This window comes from Streptomyces sp. NPDC042201 (genome assembly GCF_055582185.1).
The window spans coordinates 67,807-81,746 of sequence record NZ_JBVJDS010000004.1 but is presented as its reverse complement, the minus strand read 5'-3'; the positions used below and the strand labels follow the sequence as shown (position 1 = coordinate 81,746).

General features: G+C 69.2%; 9 protein-coding genes. 3 read left to right on the top strand and 6 right to left on the bottom strand.

What is annotated here, in order from left to right; all coding sequences use genetic code 11:
- Positions 1-43: 43 nt before the first annotated feature.
- The gene (locus tag ACZ6MZ_RS11250; RefSeq protein WP_469351216.1) at positions 44-4,468 is read right to left on the bottom strand and encodes an AAA family ATPase; all 4,425 of its coding nucleotides are present in this window, start codon (positions 4,466-4,468) and stop codon (positions 44-46) included.
- Positions 4,469-4,560: 92 nt separating this feature from the next.
- On the opposite strand from ACZ6MZ_RS11250, the gene ACZ6MZ_RS11245 reads away from it, so the two are divergent.
- Positions 4,561-5,565 (top strand): translation initiation factor 2, encoded by a 1,005-nt coding sequence (locus ACZ6MZ_RS11245; RefSeq protein ID WP_469351214.1) that lies wholly within the window; start codon positions 4,561-4,563, stop codon positions 5,563-5,565.
- 29 nt (positions 5,566-5,594) lie between these two features.
- On the opposite strand, the gene ACZ6MZ_RS11240 is transcribed toward ACZ6MZ_RS11245, so the two are convergent.
- From ACZ6MZ_RS11240 to ACZ6MZ_RS11225, 4 genes are read right to left on the bottom strand one after another with little or no spacing between them, the layout of a single operon-like run.
- Positions 5,595-6,626, bottom strand: a complete 1,032-nt coding sequence (locus tag ACZ6MZ_RS11240) for a LacI family DNA-binding transcriptional regulator (RefSeq protein WP_469351213.1) — start codon at positions 6,624-6,626, stop codon at positions 5,595-5,597.
- Between the two features lie 33 nt (positions 6,627-6,659).
- The gene (locus ACZ6MZ_RS11235) at positions 6,660-7,526 is read right to left on the bottom strand and encodes a carbohydrate ABC transporter permease (RefSeq protein WP_469351211.1); all 867 of its coding nucleotides are present in this window, start codon (positions 7,524-7,526) and stop codon (positions 6,660-6,662) included.
- Positions 7,523-8,431, bottom strand: coding sequence for a carbohydrate ABC transporter permease (locus tag ACZ6MZ_RS11230; RefSeq protein ID WP_389786251.1), 909 nt, complete (start codon positions 8,429-8,431; stop codon positions 7,523-7,525). Before ACZ6MZ_RS11230 ends, ACZ6MZ_RS11235 begins: the two co-directional genes overlap by 4 nt.
- Complete coding sequence (locus tag ACZ6MZ_RS11225) at positions 8,431-9,747, bottom strand: ABC transporter substrate-binding protein (protein ID WP_469351209.1); 1,317 nt, start codon at positions 9,745-9,747, stop codon at positions 8,431-8,433. Before ACZ6MZ_RS11225 ends, ACZ6MZ_RS11230 begins: the two co-directional genes overlap by 1 nt.
- A gap of 201 nt (positions 9,748-9,948) precedes the next feature.
- On the opposite strand from ACZ6MZ_RS11225, the gene ACZ6MZ_RS11220 reads away from it, so the two are divergent.
- Complete coding sequence (locus ACZ6MZ_RS11220; protein ID WP_469351208.1) at positions 9,949-11,970, top strand: beta-galactosidase; 2,022 nt, start codon at positions 9,949-9,951, stop codon at positions 11,968-11,970.
- Between the two features lie 85 nt (positions 11,971-12,055).
- Positions 12,056-13,639 (top strand): glycoside hydrolase family 53 protein, encoded by a 1,584-nt coding sequence (locus ACZ6MZ_RS11215; protein WP_469351206.1) that lies wholly within the window; start codon positions 12,056-12,058, stop codon positions 13,637-13,639.
- 52 nt (positions 13,640-13,691) lie between these two features.
- On the opposite strand, the gene ACZ6MZ_RS11210 is transcribed toward ACZ6MZ_RS11215, so the two are convergent.
- Positions 13,692-13,886: a DUF1918 domain-containing protein gene (locus ACZ6MZ_RS11210; protein WP_389786240.1), complete on the bottom strand. Its 195-nt coding sequence runs from the start codon at positions 13,884-13,886 to the stop codon at positions 13,692-13,694.
- Positions 13,887-13,940 lie beyond the last annotated feature (54 nt).

Sequence of the window (13,940 nt, the reverse complement as noted above, 5' to 3'; positions counted from 1 at the left end):
AGGACCACCCGCCGGGGCTGGAGCGGACCAGGTCACCCAGCCCTTAGCTGAACTGGAAAGAACTGATGCCCATCCGCTCGGCGAGGCGCTTACGGCCCAGGAACAGCTGGTCACATCGGTTGCGCCCCTGGAGCATCAGCGTGATCCCGCTGTCGTCGAACGCGGCAGCGGCGCGCTCCACCTGGTAGCCGCGATCCGGTACGTCCCCCGGGGACAGCCACCGCTTTCCCACCACGTCCCATATCGCCACCGCGGTGGATCCGCCACCGCAGACCAGAAGCAACGGACGCCGCCGGCCGCCGGTGAACACCAGGGACGTCGCCTGCGAGAAGTCGCCCTTCAGTTTGTCGCCCTCCGGACGCGAGCGGTCGCATCGGGCCACACGGACCCGCCCGTCGGACGACAGCCAGGCCAGGAGCGGAACGAACTCCGTGCCCTCCAGGTGCCCGCCCACCGCCACCGCCTGGGCCTGGAGCGGTGTGCGTACGGTCCTGACGACGGGGGAGCCGTCGAGGCGGGACAGTTCCCACAGACCGATCGATGTCACGCCGTTGGCCGCCAGCCAGGTACGGCCGTTCGCGGACACCGAGCCGGTCCAGTCGATCGACGCGCCGCCCTGGAGCGACATCGGGCTCACGGGTCGCCACTGCCGGGTCTGCCCGGCGGGCCCGGCTGCCGTGGCCCAGCACCGCAGTTCCTGGCCGAGCGGCGCGAAGGCCAGCATCTGGCCACCGACGACCGCCACCCCCACCGTGGACACGGATTCGCCCGGGTCGGCGCCCATGTCGAACTCGTCTTCTTTCACCGGTGCCTTGAGGTCGTCCGCCACTCGCCAGATGTGTACGGTTCCACCGGTGACGGACGCCACGGTCCAGCACGCTCCGGTGCGCAGCGCGGATACCGCGGTGACCTGTTTCGGATGGCCGTCCAGTACCAGCGGCGCTGCGGCTTCACGACTGTCGTTGGATCGGTGGAGGGTGAGCAGGACGGTTCTGTGCGAGACCCGGCACAGCAGGTGCCGCCCGTCGTCGCCGGTCGCCAGATGAACGATGACGCGTTCGCGGTGGGGTCTGCCGCGGGCTCCGTCGCCGCCAGCTTGGCCGGGCGTGGTCTGCAGCACACGCACGGCGGATCCGTCGGCCACCGCCAGCCGTCCCGTGCCCTCGGGATCGAACGCCAGTGACGCGTGCTGGTCGCCGGCGGAGAAGCTGAAGTACGGGTGCTGGTCGGCGATTCTCCGTACGCGGATCCTTCCCTGCTCCTGGATGGCGAGCAGCGGTGTGTCCCCGGCGTGACCGACGGCGATCCCCCGGGCTCCGGATTCGATCTCCAGGGCGTGTTCGACGACCGGCTGCCCGTAGCCCTCGGCTGTCAGCCGCCAGACGCGGACATGTATTCCGTCGGCCGCGGCCAGCCAGGCACCGTTGTCGCCCTGAACCACCGCGGCGACCGCGAGCACCGGTTCCACGTCCTGCGCCAGGAGGGTTTCCGGGCCCAGGGGCGAATCACCCTCCCGCGGCCGCCAGGCGAACTCGTGCAGTGTGACCGTGTCATGGCCGCCGGCAAGGAGGAAATGCCGGTCGGCCAGGGGAAGCAAGGTGACGCGGCGGGCCCTGACGGGGATCAGGGCATGGCGGAGTCCCCGCGTCGACGGCCCTGCCTCCACCGGCCATTGCCATAGCCAGACGCGGTGTCCGTCAGCCGCCGCCACGTGGGCCGTTCCACCGAATTCGGAGGCGGAGAGGCTGTCCGGCGAGCCGCCCCAGAAGAAGCTTTGCCGGGGCAGCCGTCTGTTGCCGGGCCAGATGTGTACGTTGCTCCCGTCAAGGCCCACGACGGTCCGGCGATGACCGCGTCCGAGCTCCGCCACATTGCGCTGGGGGACTCGTCCCGTCCCGGGATCCGACTTGGGCTGGTGCACTCGTACGCGTCGGCCCGTGTCGGCCAGGTGGGTGACGATCTCGCCGCGTCCCGATGCGGAGATCAGTCCGCCGGCGGCCGGGGACCAGGAAACCGCGCACGCTCCTCCCGCCGGCCCCTGCCAGCTCTGATGGAACGGCTCCGGTCCGGCGTCCGTCCAGATGTCCTTCCACAGCACGGACGGCGGCGGTTCCATGTGGTCGAGAGCCCTGGGGTGGCCTGCCAGCGCGGTGGCGCTGAGCAGAGCCCACCGGTCCGCGGCGGCGGGCCGGTGACGGAATGTGCCGGCCACCCGCCGGTACAGATCGGCCCGGTCGCTGTCCGGCACGAGCGGAACGACCAGGGGCAGCATGACGTCGGGGTCGGCGTGCAGGAGATAGTCCGCCGTGTTGATCAGATACTCCAGTTCCCCGGGACCGCCGAGTGCCGCATGTGCTCCGAGATGCCGTTGGATGTAGGTGCCCGCGCTGCCCCAGTCCTCCTGGCAGAGTTCGTTGAGAGCCGCGAAGACGGTGCTGTGCCACGCACGTTGCTCGGCCGCGGTGTCCGCCAGCAGGTGGGAGCCGAAGCTCGGATGCTGGAATCGGTAGATCTCGTCTCCCTCGTCGTCGGCCACCTTGGTGATCAGTGAACCCCTGGCGATGCGCGGCAGGTTGCGCAGCTGCTGATCGGTGAGTTTCCTGGACCCGTCCCTGCGCAGGGCATTGGCCATGGCCAGCCAGACGTCCGTGAGAGGCAGCCCAGACCCTTGTGCCAGGGCGAGAGGGCGGAGCAAGGGTTCCAGACCGTAGCTCCCGTCGGGGTCCAGATGCCGGATCTCGGCGGTTATACGCTCCTTCAGCTGAGCGTTTCCGGCGTGAAGGAAGTCATCGAGGCGGTCCGCCGACAGCGGTGTCCGCAGGCCCGCCAGCGCCCGCGCGGACAGATCGGCGACGAGGAACAGTCTGCTGCTGTGTCTCGCGATGCGTGTCGCGGCACGGCTTCGTTCGCCGTCCGCCTCGGGCCGTGCGTAGGGCGACCCTTCGGCGCTCAGGACCGCTTCGGCGTATCGTGCGATGTCCCCGTCCGCGTCCTTGTCGAGATCCAGCGCGAGGGCGGGCACGGTCTGGTCCAGCGCCTCGTACAGCGTCTCCTCCAGCACCCGGCCCGGCAGGACGCGACGGGGCTGTACGCGCGTTCCCACAAGGACCTTGACCCCGGGAGAGGCGGCCAGCCGGTTGAGGAGATCCCGCGCGATGTCATGGGCCTGACCGGCGGCTGCCTCGTCCAGACCGTCGAAAACCAGATTGAGGACACCGGCCTTCTGGGCGAGGGCCGCCACCTGCGCGACGCACGCGTCAGGGGTCAGATCACCGTGGGCCGGCGGCTCGATACCGAGGGGCTCCAGGGCATGGCAAAGGTCGGCACACAGTTCGTGCAGAGTCTTGCCGAAGCAGGGCAGTGCCGCGTGGATGGAGCCGGGGCGGGGCTGCGCGTCCAGGGGCGGCGGAGAATCGAGGCTGTCGAGATACCGGGGGATGGAAAGGTGCGCCAAGCGGCTCAGAAGCGTGGTCTTGCCGGAACCGGCAGGACCGGTGACAGCGAGCAGACCGCTCGCATGCGACTCCTGCCATTTCACCATGCGGCTCAGGGCCGTGAGGCGGCCGGTGAACTGGAGCATGCTTCTGGTTCTCGCGTCTCCGGCGAGCGAACGGACAAATCGGCTGTCAAGCTCTTCGAGGAACGTGGCGTCGTGCTCAGCAGGCCGCACCGCCGTGCGCGGCAGCCGGCCCTCGTTGAAGTAGGGGTTGTGCAGGAACGCTCCGTCGAGCAGCCGGATCTCGGCGAAGGCAGGTAATCGGCTGGGGTCCTCGACGCCGTCGTCTGCCGCCGCGGAGTTGACCGCCTTCATCAGATACGAGAATGGCACGTACGGAACGCTCTCCTGGAACGGGTGCACACGCTCGTCGACCATGGTCGCGGGATCGTCGAGGACCGCTTCGAGCCAGTCGGCCCACTGCCCTTCATCGACGGTGCGCTCCACACCCGCGGTGCAGACCAGTGCGAAACCCGAACCGGCTGCCTCTTTTCCCGTGAACTCGTTCACGAGGAACCTCTGCCGGATCCACGCCAGCAGGCTCTGGGAGTAGCAGGCGTCGATGACGATCAGCACCTCGGACGTCTGGCTTTTCAGGCGGCCGACGAGACTGTCGACATTCACGGACCTGGCCGGGACGACCGTGTCACCCGGGCCGTCGAGATAACTGTCCCCGCACGCCAGGTAGTAGTCGTCTTGCTGGGACAGACCGTGACCGGTCCAGTAGAAGATCTTGCGCAGTGCCTGGTACCGCTCGAACTGAGTGATACCCCGCTCCACATCCTCGTGTGTACCGGTTCCCTCCAGCCTCTTCGCGACACCGAAGCCAAGTCGCCCGCACGCGCGCATGAACCCCTCGCGCGCCTTCTCCACGTGCCCCCGATCGCGTCGCCCCGCGCCGTAGCTACCGATGGCGAACGTGCCGGCGAAGCCGGCCTGGCGCTGTTCCTCACGGTCGAGGTACATGGACATGAGGTCTCTCCCGGGGTCACTTATATGATGGCGCATCACGTGTGATGCGTATCACCACACACGATTGGTCGAGAGCAGGGGGGAACGATTTCATGACGCAGCGGGACAGGTTCACGGTTGCGGGCCGGCAGACCGACTGTCATGTCTTCGAAGGCGAAGGAACGCGGCCCATCCTGGAGAAGAACCTGCGGGTCCGCTACAACCCGAAGCAGGTGGAGTTCCCGGACGAGATCGGCCAGTGGCGGCGTGAGGTCGAGGAGGAGCAGAAGCGCGCGGAGGCGGCGGGGGAGCCGCACCGGTGGAACAACCCGCGGTTCGCCGTGGAGAGGCTCGTCATCCGGCGGACCCACACACTGGAGGACCCCGGCGCCACACTGACCCTGTGCGACGCCGACTACTACGACTTCCTCGCCACCTCCATCAACCTCGACCGCAAGCGGGCGAACGGCGTCACGCTGCGCGAGGAGTACCTGGAGCGCAGGGATCCGGTCGACGCCCCCGCCTTCATGTTCTGCAGTCTCGGGGTGAACGTCGCGGTGGAGACCGGCCGTGACCACAAGATGCTCTTCTCCCACCGCAGCGCGCTGGTCGCCGGGCCGAACAAGCGGAGGTGGAACTCGTCCGCCAACGAGGGCCTCGCACGCAATCACGACCTGCCCGAGGATGGCTCCGCCATCAGTCTCCATGCCGTCGCCCGCCGGGCGTTGAAGGAGGAACTGGCCGTCCACGCGGGGGACGAGGTCGATCTCGAACTCCTCGGGTTCGGCCTGGACCTGCGGAACAACCAGTGGGCGGCCTTCTTCCGCGCGGTGCTGAAGGACCTCGGCGAGGACGAGCTGCGCGACCGCTGGACCAAGGGCGTCGAGGACAAGTGGGAACACGACAAGCACGCCTTCGTGCCGGCGGACGCCGAGTCGATCCTGCGCTTCATTCTCGATCAGCCGGAGGAGCACTGGACCCCATGCGCTCCCGCGTTGTTCTACCTGGCGCTGGTCCGCGGCGCCGTGCTCGCGCGCGGCGGCGACCCGGCCGGACGCCTGGACGTGGAAGCGGTGGAACGCCGCTTGATGCGGGACAGGGAGCAGGACGACGCCTGAGGGCGGGGCCTCTTCGGACCGTCCGCGTGTCAGGCGGAGCCGCGGCGGACCAGTTCGGTGGGGAGGATGACCGTGGAGGTGTCCTCCCCGCCGATCTGCGCGAGCAGCACACGCACCATCTCCGAGCTGATGCGGTCCCAGGGCTGGCGAATCGTGGTGAGGGCCGGCCGGGTGTCCAGGGCCGCGGGGGAGTCGTCGAAGCCGCCCACGGCGACATCGTCGGGTACCCGGCGGCCGGCGTCCTGGAGTGCGGTGAGTACGCCTTGGGCCATGAGGTCGGACGCGACGAACACCGCGTCCAGATCCGGTGCGCGCCGCAGCAGTTCCCCCGCGCAGGACTCGCCGCTGGCCCGGCTGTAGTCCCCGGAGGCGATGAGCCGTTCATCCGCCTCGATGCCGGACTCGGCGAGGATCTCCCGGTAGCCGGCGAGCCGTTCGGTGCCGCCCGGGGTGTCGAGCGGGCCGGTCACGGTGGCGATGCGGCGGCGTCCGCTGCGTACGAGATGGCGCACCATCTCCCGCGCGCCGTCCCGGTCGTCGGCCGCGACGTAACTGACCTTCGAACTCTGCCCGAGGGGTTTGCCGCAGGCCACCAGCGGGACGCGCGCCGCGCGCAGTTGCTCGGCGACCGGGTCTCCGGAGTGGCTGGACACCAGCAGCACCCCGTCGACATGGCCCGCGGTGATGTACCGCGTTATCCTGCGCCGTTCGTCCTTCGTCCCCGCGATCATCAGCAGCAGCGGGATGTCGTGTCCCGCCAGCGCCTGGGTGCAGCCGCGCAGCAGTACGTTGAAGTTGGGGTCCTCGAAGAACCGCTCCTGCGGCTCGGTGAGCAGGAAGGCCACCGAGTCGGAACGGCCCGTGATGAGGCTGCGTGCGTGCCGGTTGACGACGTACCCGGTCTTGCGGATCGCGGCGTTGACCGCTTCCTCCGCAGCCGGGCTCACATAGTGGCCGCCGTTGAGGACGCGCGAGACGGTGCCCCGGGAGACACCCGCTTCGCGCGCCACGTCGTGGATCGTGGGCGGCTTGCGCCGGCCGTTGCTGCCCGTGCGGCTCATACCTGTCGTTCTCTCATGATCGTGCCTGTCGCGTCAGGACTTTACGGCCCCGGACAGCAGATCCAGACTCCAGAACCGCTGGATGACCAGGAACAGCGCGATCAGCGGCAGCACCGCGAGCAGCGCACCGGTGATCACCAGAGTGTAGAGGGCGGGGGTGGTGGAGCCCTGCTGGAGCAGGGTGTAGAGGCCGAGTGTGACGGGGAACTTCCGGTCGTCGCCGAGCATGATGTAGGGGAGCAGGAAGTTGTTCCAGATGGCGACGAACTGGAAGAGGAACACCGTCACCAGGCCGGGCAGCATCATCGGCAGAGCCAGCGACCGGAAGATCCGCCACTCGCCGCCCCCGTCCATCCGGCCCGCTTCCACCACATCGAGCGGTACGGACGCCGCCGCGTAGATCCGGGCGAGGTAGACGCCGTACGGGGACAGGATCAGCGGGAGCAGCACCGACAGATAGCTGTCGGCCAGGTCGGCCTTCGCCATCAGCAGGTACTGCGGTACGGCGAGGACGACCGGCGGCATCAGCACGCCCGCGAGCAGCACATTGAAGATGCTCTCCCGGCCCCGGAACCGGTAGATCGCGAGCGCGAAGCCGCTGAGCGCGGACACCCCGGTCGACAGCAGGGCGCCGAACCCGGCGTAGAAGAGCGAGTTGAGCATCCACCGCCAGTACACGCCGTCGCGGTAGGCGGACAGGTCCGCGACGTTGTCGGTGAAACCCGTGCCGGGCAGGAAGGTGAAGGTGGAGAACAGCTCCCGCCCGGACTTGGTGGAGGCCATCACGATCCAGGCCACGGGCAGCAGGCAGTACACGGCGCCGAGCAGCAGCGCGAGCGTCGGCACCCAGGCGATACGGCGCCGGTGCCCGTCGCGGGCGCGGGCGATGACAGCGGTCACTGGGTCTCTCCCCGGTTCGAACGGGAGCCCACGGTCCTGAGGAAGCCGAAGGACAGCGCGAGGGTCACGACGGCGATGACCACGGAGGTGGCGGCCGCCGAGTAGATGTCTCCCTTGACGAAGGCGTCCTGATAGACCTTCATCAGCGGGGACCAGGTGGTGGACAGCGAGTTGGTGAGCGGCTTGAGGGTGGTGGGCTCGCTGAACACCTGGAGCGTCGCGATGATCGAGAAGAAGAAGGTCAGCACCAGCGAGGGCACGACGATCGGGATCTTGATCCGCAGGGCCGTCTGGAGCTGTGAGCAGCCGTCGAGCCTGGCCGCCTCGTGGATCTCGGCGGGGATGGAACGCAACGACGTATAGATGACGATCATGTTGAAGCCGGTGCCGCCCCACAGGGCGATATTGGCCAGTGCCGCGTAGAGCGGCCCGCCGTCCAGCAGATCCGGCTGCGGCAGGCCCGCCCTGTCCAGCAGGTAGTGGAACGGGCTGACGTCAGGAAGGTAGAGGAAGCCCCACATCAACGCGGCGATCACGCCCGGGACGGCGTACGGCAGAAAGATCGCGAGCCGGGAGAAACCGCTGAGCCGGGTGCGCTCGGCGTCCAGCATCAGCGCGAGGACCAGGGCGAGCCCGAGCATCGCGGGCACCACGATCGCCCCGTAGCCCAGCACCCGCAGGGAACTGGAGAGCAGCTCGGAGTCGGACAGCGCATCGGTGTAGTTGGACAGCCCCGCCCACACCTCCTCGCGTGCGCCCGCGCCGAGCCCCAGTCCCTTGACCTCGACCTTGCGAAGGCTCAGGAAGAGGGCGTAGCCGATGGGCAGTGCGAAGAAGAGCGCGAACAGGACGAGGGCGGGGAGGAGGAACGCGTAAGGGGCGTTGCGTACGCGCCGGCCGGCCATCACCCCGCGACCTCGAAGCCCTGCTTCTTGAGGTCGGCGACGGTGGCCTGCTGCATGGCGGTGAGCGCCGCGGTGAAGTCCGACCTGTTCTTGGCGGCGGGGGCGAAGGAGTCCCGGAAGACGGTGTACGCGACGTTCACGTTCGGACCCCACGCGGAGGGCGCGGTGGTCTTCGCGATCTCGGCCGCCCGGGCGTAGAAGTCCGGCTGGTTCGGGAAGTAGCCGGGGGCCGCGCTGAGCGCGCCGCCCGTCTGCGCGGCGGTGGCGGCCGGGTAGATACCGCTCTCCTTCACCAGCGCGGCGAGCGCCTGGCTGTCCGTGTTCAGCCAGCTCGCGAACCGCGCGGCGGCCTTCTTGTGCGGCGAGTCGTTGGTGACCCCGGTGGACGATCCGCCCCAACTGCCGGTCGCGGACTCTCCCTCGCTCCACTGCGGCAGCGGGGCCATCGCCCACTTGCCCTTCGTGTCCGGCGCCGCGGTGACCAGGGTGCCGGGTGCCCATACGGCGCTCACCCACGCGATCTGCTTGCCCGTGTTGAGTGCCTTGTTCCAGGCCGGGGTGTACATGGGCTGGTTGTCTATCGCGCCTTCCGCGACCAGGCCGCCCCAGAAGCTCGCGACCTTCTTCGTGGCGGCGTCGTCGATGCCGACCTTCCAGCTCTCGCCCCCCGCGGTCCACCACTTGGCGCCCGCCTGCTGCGCGAGGCCGGCGAACAGCCCCGGGTCGTTACTGGAGAACGTGGTCAGGGCCTTGGACGGGTCCTTCTTCTTCAGCGCGCGCGCCGTACCGGCGAACTCGTCCCAGGTGGTGGGAACCGTCAGCCCGTACTTCTTGAAGAGGTCCTGGCGGTAGTAGAACATCATCGGCCCGGAGTCCTGCGGGACCGCGTAGACCGCGTCGGTGCCGAGCGTGGTCTGCTGCCAGACCCCCGGCGCGAACTGGCTTCTGGCGTCGGAGACTTCGCCGGATATGTCCGCGAGGACGTCATTGCTGACGAGCGTCGGGAGGGCCTGGTACTCGGCCTGCACCAGGTCCGGGGCCTTCTTCGCCTTGGCCGCAGTGATGATCTTGGTGACCAGGTCGTCCCCGGAGGCCTGCTTCTTGACCGTGACGGTGATGCCGGCCTTCTTGCCCTCCGTGGAGTTCCAGAGGTTGGCGACCTTGTCCATGCCGGGTGCCCAGGCCCAGTAGCTGAGTGAGACGGGGCCGGTACTTTCCTCGTCGCCGCTGCCGGAACCGCAGGCGGCGAGGGTGGTCGCGCCGAGCGCGATGGTGAGGGACGTGGCCACGAGGCGTCGGTGCGTCGTGAATTGCATGGTGATTCTCCCCTGACGAAGGTCCCCGGCACGAGTGCGGCAGACCGGCCATGCTCTGTGAGCGTTCACAGTAGAGAAACGTCCCGGACACTTGTCAATGGTTGTTCGTGTGCGGTTATGTTGGATCTGCGTCGCCGACCATGTGTGTGCACGTTCCCACAATGACGCAGTCATCCCCGCAGGCAGCATCAGGAGGCATCCATGCCGGAGACCGCACCCGAGGGCCTCGAAGGGCTCGCGTTCGGCGGAGACTACAACCCCGAACAGTGGCCGGAGGCCGTCTGGCAGGAGGACGTCCGCCTCATGCGCGAGGCCGGCGTCACCCTGGTGAGTCTCGGCATCTTCTCCTGGGCGCTGCTCGAACCCGAGCCGGGCCGCTACGACTTCGGCTGGCTCGACCGGATCATCGCCCTCCTGCACGAGAACGGGATCCGCATCGACCTGGGCACCCCCACCGTCGCCCCGCCCGCGTGGTTCTACCGCGCCCACCCGGACGCACTGCCCGTGAGCCGGGAAGGCGTGCGGTACGAATTCGGCTCGCGCGGCGCGATCTGCCACAGCTCACCCGCGTACCGCGAGGCAGCGGCGGCGATCACCGAGCAGCTCGCCCTGCGCTACGGCAGCCACCCGGCGCTGGCGCTCTGGCACGTCCACAACGAGTACGGCGTTCCCGTCGGCGCCTGCTACTGCGCGAACTGCGCCGCCCACTTCCGCCGCAGGCTGCGCGCCACGTACGCGACCGTCGACGCGCTCAACGAAGCCTGGGGCACCGCCTTCTGGGGCCAGCGCTACGGCTCCTTCGACGAGATCGAGCCGCCCCGCGCCACCCCCACCGTGTGCAACCCCGCGCAGCGCCTCGACTACGCGCGCTTCGCCGACGCCACCATGCGGGAGAACTTCGTACGGGAACGCGACCTGCTGCACCGGCTCTCCCCGGGCATCCCCGTCACCACCAACTTCATGACGGCCCTCAGCCAGTGCGACTCCGTCGACTACTGGGCCTGGGGACGCGAGGTCGACCTGGTCACCAATGACCACTACCTCATCACCGACGGCCGGCGGACCCATGTGAACCTCGCCATGGCCGCCGACCTCACAAGGTCCGTGGCCGGCGGCGCCCCCTGGCTGCTGCTCGAACACTCCACCAGCGGGGTCAACTGGCAGCCGCGGAACCCGGCCAAGGCCCCCGGCCAGATGGCCAGGAACAGTCTCGCCCACGTGGCGCGCGGTTCCGACGGCGCGATGTTCTTCCAGTGGCGCCAGTCCCGGCGCGGCGCGGAGAAGTTCCACTCGTCGATGGTGCCGCACGCCGGCACCGACAGCCGCGTCTGGCGCGAGGTCGTCAGGCTCGGCGCGGATCTGGACCGGCTGGCGGCGGTGCGCGGTACGAGAACGGTCGCCGATGTCGCCATGGTCTGGGACTGGCAGTCCTGGTGGGCCCAGCGGCTGGAATGGCGGCCGAGCGAGGACCACGACGCCCGCGAGCGGGCCGACAGCTTCTACGAGACGCTCTACGACCGCCACCTCACCGTCGACTTCGCCCACCCGGAAGCCGATCTGTCGGGCTACCCGCTCGTCGTGGTGCCCGCCCTCTACCTCGCCTCCGAGGCCACGGGACGCAATCTCCGTACCTACGTCGAGAACGGCGGCACCCTGGTCGTCTCGTACTTCTCCGGAATCGTCGACGAGCACGACGCCGTTCACCCCGGCGCCCACCCGGGCGTGCTGCGTGAGGTCCTCGGCCTCACCGTCGAGGAGTTCTCACCCCTCGGCGCGGGCGAACGCGTCCGGCTCACCGCGGCCGACGGCGCGGAGCTGACCGGAGACGTCTGGAGCGAGTTCGTGGTGCCGCGGGGCGCCGAGACGATCTGGACGTACGCCGACGGGCTGGTCGCCGGACAGCCGGCCATCACCCGGCACCGGCTGGGCCGGGGGACAGCCTGGTATCTCTCCACACGCCTTGGCCCCGACGCCCTCGACACGGTCCTCGGCGCCGCCGCCGAGGACGCCCGCCTGGCGCCGCGCACCGGTCTGCCGCGCGACGTCGAGGTGGTACGCCGTACCGGGGAGCGCGGCACCTACCTCTTCGCCCTCAACCACACCGGAGCGGACACCAAGGTGCCGCTGTCCGCCCACGGGACCGAACTCCTCACCGGCGACCGGGCCGCGGGCAGGCTCGGCCTCCCGGCCGGAGCGGTACGTGTCGTGAAACTCGACGACTGAGCCCCGGTCGTCCCGCCCCACCCCCGCCCAGGTCCTCCCGCCCCGCCCCACCCGCCTCGCTCATCCGGTCGAAGGGACATCGACGATGCACACCGCACACCGCATACGCCGCACACCGCTCGGAGCGGTCGCTCTCTCCGCGCTCGGCGCGCTGCTCCTCACCGCCCTGCCCGCTCAGCAGGCCCAAGCGGCCGACGGCCCCGGCAACGCCGGGTTCGAGACGGACGGAACGGGGACGAGCACCCCGGCCGACTGGAGCACCCGGTCGGCGCCCCGCCAGGGCAACGCCTCCTTCACCGAGAACGGGGGCCACAGCGGCAGCCTCCGCCTCACCCACTGGTCGGCCTCGGCCTACCGGACCCAGACGTATCAACGCCTCTCGGGTCTGACCGACGGCACCTACACGCTCAGCGTCTGGGTCCGCTCCAGCGGCGGCCAGAACTCCGCCTACATCGCACTGCGCGACTGCGGAAGCGCAGACCGGCGCACCGATCTGCCGCCCACCCCCGACGGCGAGTGGATCCGCGTCGTGACCTCGGTGAAGGTACGCGGCGGATCCTGCACCCTCAGCCTCAACTCCGACGCGCACGCCGGGCAGTGGGCCAACTTCGACGACATCGGCTTCACGGCCGGATCGACGGGCCTGGACGTCAGGGGCGGAGACCTGTCGACCCTCGCGAAGAACGAGGCGTTCGGAGCCACCTACCGCACCGCCGGCGGCGTACGGCAGGACCCGCTGCGCATTCTGCGCGGCGCCGGGATGAACTACGCCCGGCTCAAGGTCTGGGTGAACCCGGCCGACGGCTACAACGACAAGAAGCATGTCCTCGCGGTGGCCAAAAGGGCCAAGGCCGCGGGGATGAAGCTCCTGGTCGACTTCCACTACTCGGACGGCTGGGCCGACCCGGGCAAGCAGAACAAACCGGCCGCCTGGGCCACACACTCGTACAGCCGGCTGCGCACCGACGTGTACGACCACACCTTCGATGTCCTGAACGCCCTCAAGGCACAGGGCACCACCGCCGACATGGTCCAGATCGGCAATGAGATCAACGGCGGCATGCTGTGGCCCGACGGCTCCACCGACGACTGGACGCGGCTCGCGGGGCTGCTCACCTCAGGGGCCCGGGCGGCGAAGGCCGTCTCGCCCTCGACCCAGGTCGCCCTTCATCTGGCCGAGGGCGGCGACAACGCCGGCACCCGCTGGTGGTTCGACCAGGCCGTGGCGCACCAGGTGCCGTTCGACGTGATAGCCCTCTCGTACTACGGCTACTGGCACGGCCCGCTGTCCGACCTCCAGACCAATCTGGACGATGTGTCGGCCCGCTACGACAAGCCGGTGCTGGTGGCCGAGACCGCCTACGCGCACACCCTCGCCAACGATGACTTCCTGGAGAACAACGTCGCCACCGCCGACCAGCTGGTACCGGGCTACCCGGCGACCCCGGCCGGTCAGGCGGCCAACCTGCGGGACGTGATGAACGTCGTCAAGGCGGTCCCGGAGGGGCGCGGTCTGGGCATCGTCTACTGGGAACCGGCCTGGACCGCGGTGAACGGGAGCGGCTGGGATCCGCAGGACCCCTCCTCAGGAAACGCCTGGGAGAACCAGGCGCTCTTCGGATACGATAAGAAGCTGCTGCCCGCGGCGCGGTGGTTCGCGGACCGGTAGCGCGGAGGACGGCTGAGAGCGGCGGAGCCCCCGAGCCCGCCGACGGGGGCTCCTACTTGCGTGGTTTGCGCGACTCCACCGCCGCGTCGGGCCCGGGCGACACGATCGATTCATGACCGTCCTCGGAGCGCACCTTGAAGGGCGGCGTGCCGTCCGGCCCCAGCACCTCCACGATTTCCACGACCCGGTCATGCTCACCGACGACCCTGCCGTGCCTCACCAGGCGGTCGCCCTTGTTTGCTTTCATGTGCGCTCCCCATGTCACGAGATGTAATCAGGACTGTACGGAACGCCGCGTGTT

Coding starts and splice junctions, on each gene's coding strand:
- ACZ6MZ_RS11250 (WP_469351216.1), bottom strand. CDS start 4,468: ATGTCCATGTACCTCGACCGTGAGGAACAGCGCCAGGCCGGCTTCGCC.
- ACZ6MZ_RS11245 (WP_469351214.1), top strand. CDS start 4,561: ATGACGCAGCGGGACAGGTTCACGGTTGCGGGCCGGCAGACCGACTGT.
- ACZ6MZ_RS11240 (WP_469351213.1), bottom strand. CDS start 6,626: ATGAGCCGCACGGGCAGCAACGGCCGGCGCAAGCCGCCCACGATCCAC.
- ACZ6MZ_RS11230 (WP_389786251.1), bottom strand. CDS start 8,431: ATGGCCGGCCGGCGCGTACGCAACGCCCCTTACGCGTTCCTCCTCCCC.
- ACZ6MZ_RS11225 (WP_469351209.1), bottom strand. CDS start 9,747: ATGCAATTCACGACGCACCGACGCCTCGTGGCCACGTCCCTCACCATC.
- ACZ6MZ_RS11220 (WP_469351208.1), top strand. CDS start 9,949: ATGCCGGAGACCGCACCCGAGGGCCTCGAAGGGCTCGCGTTCGGCGGA.
- ACZ6MZ_RS11215 (WP_469351206.1), top strand. CDS start 12,056: ATGCACACCGCACACCGCATACGCCGCACACCGCTCGGAGCGGTCGCT.
- ACZ6MZ_RS11210 (WP_389786240.1), bottom strand. CDS start 13,886: ATGAAAGCAAACAAGGGCGACCGCCTGGTGAGGCACGGCAGGGTCGTC.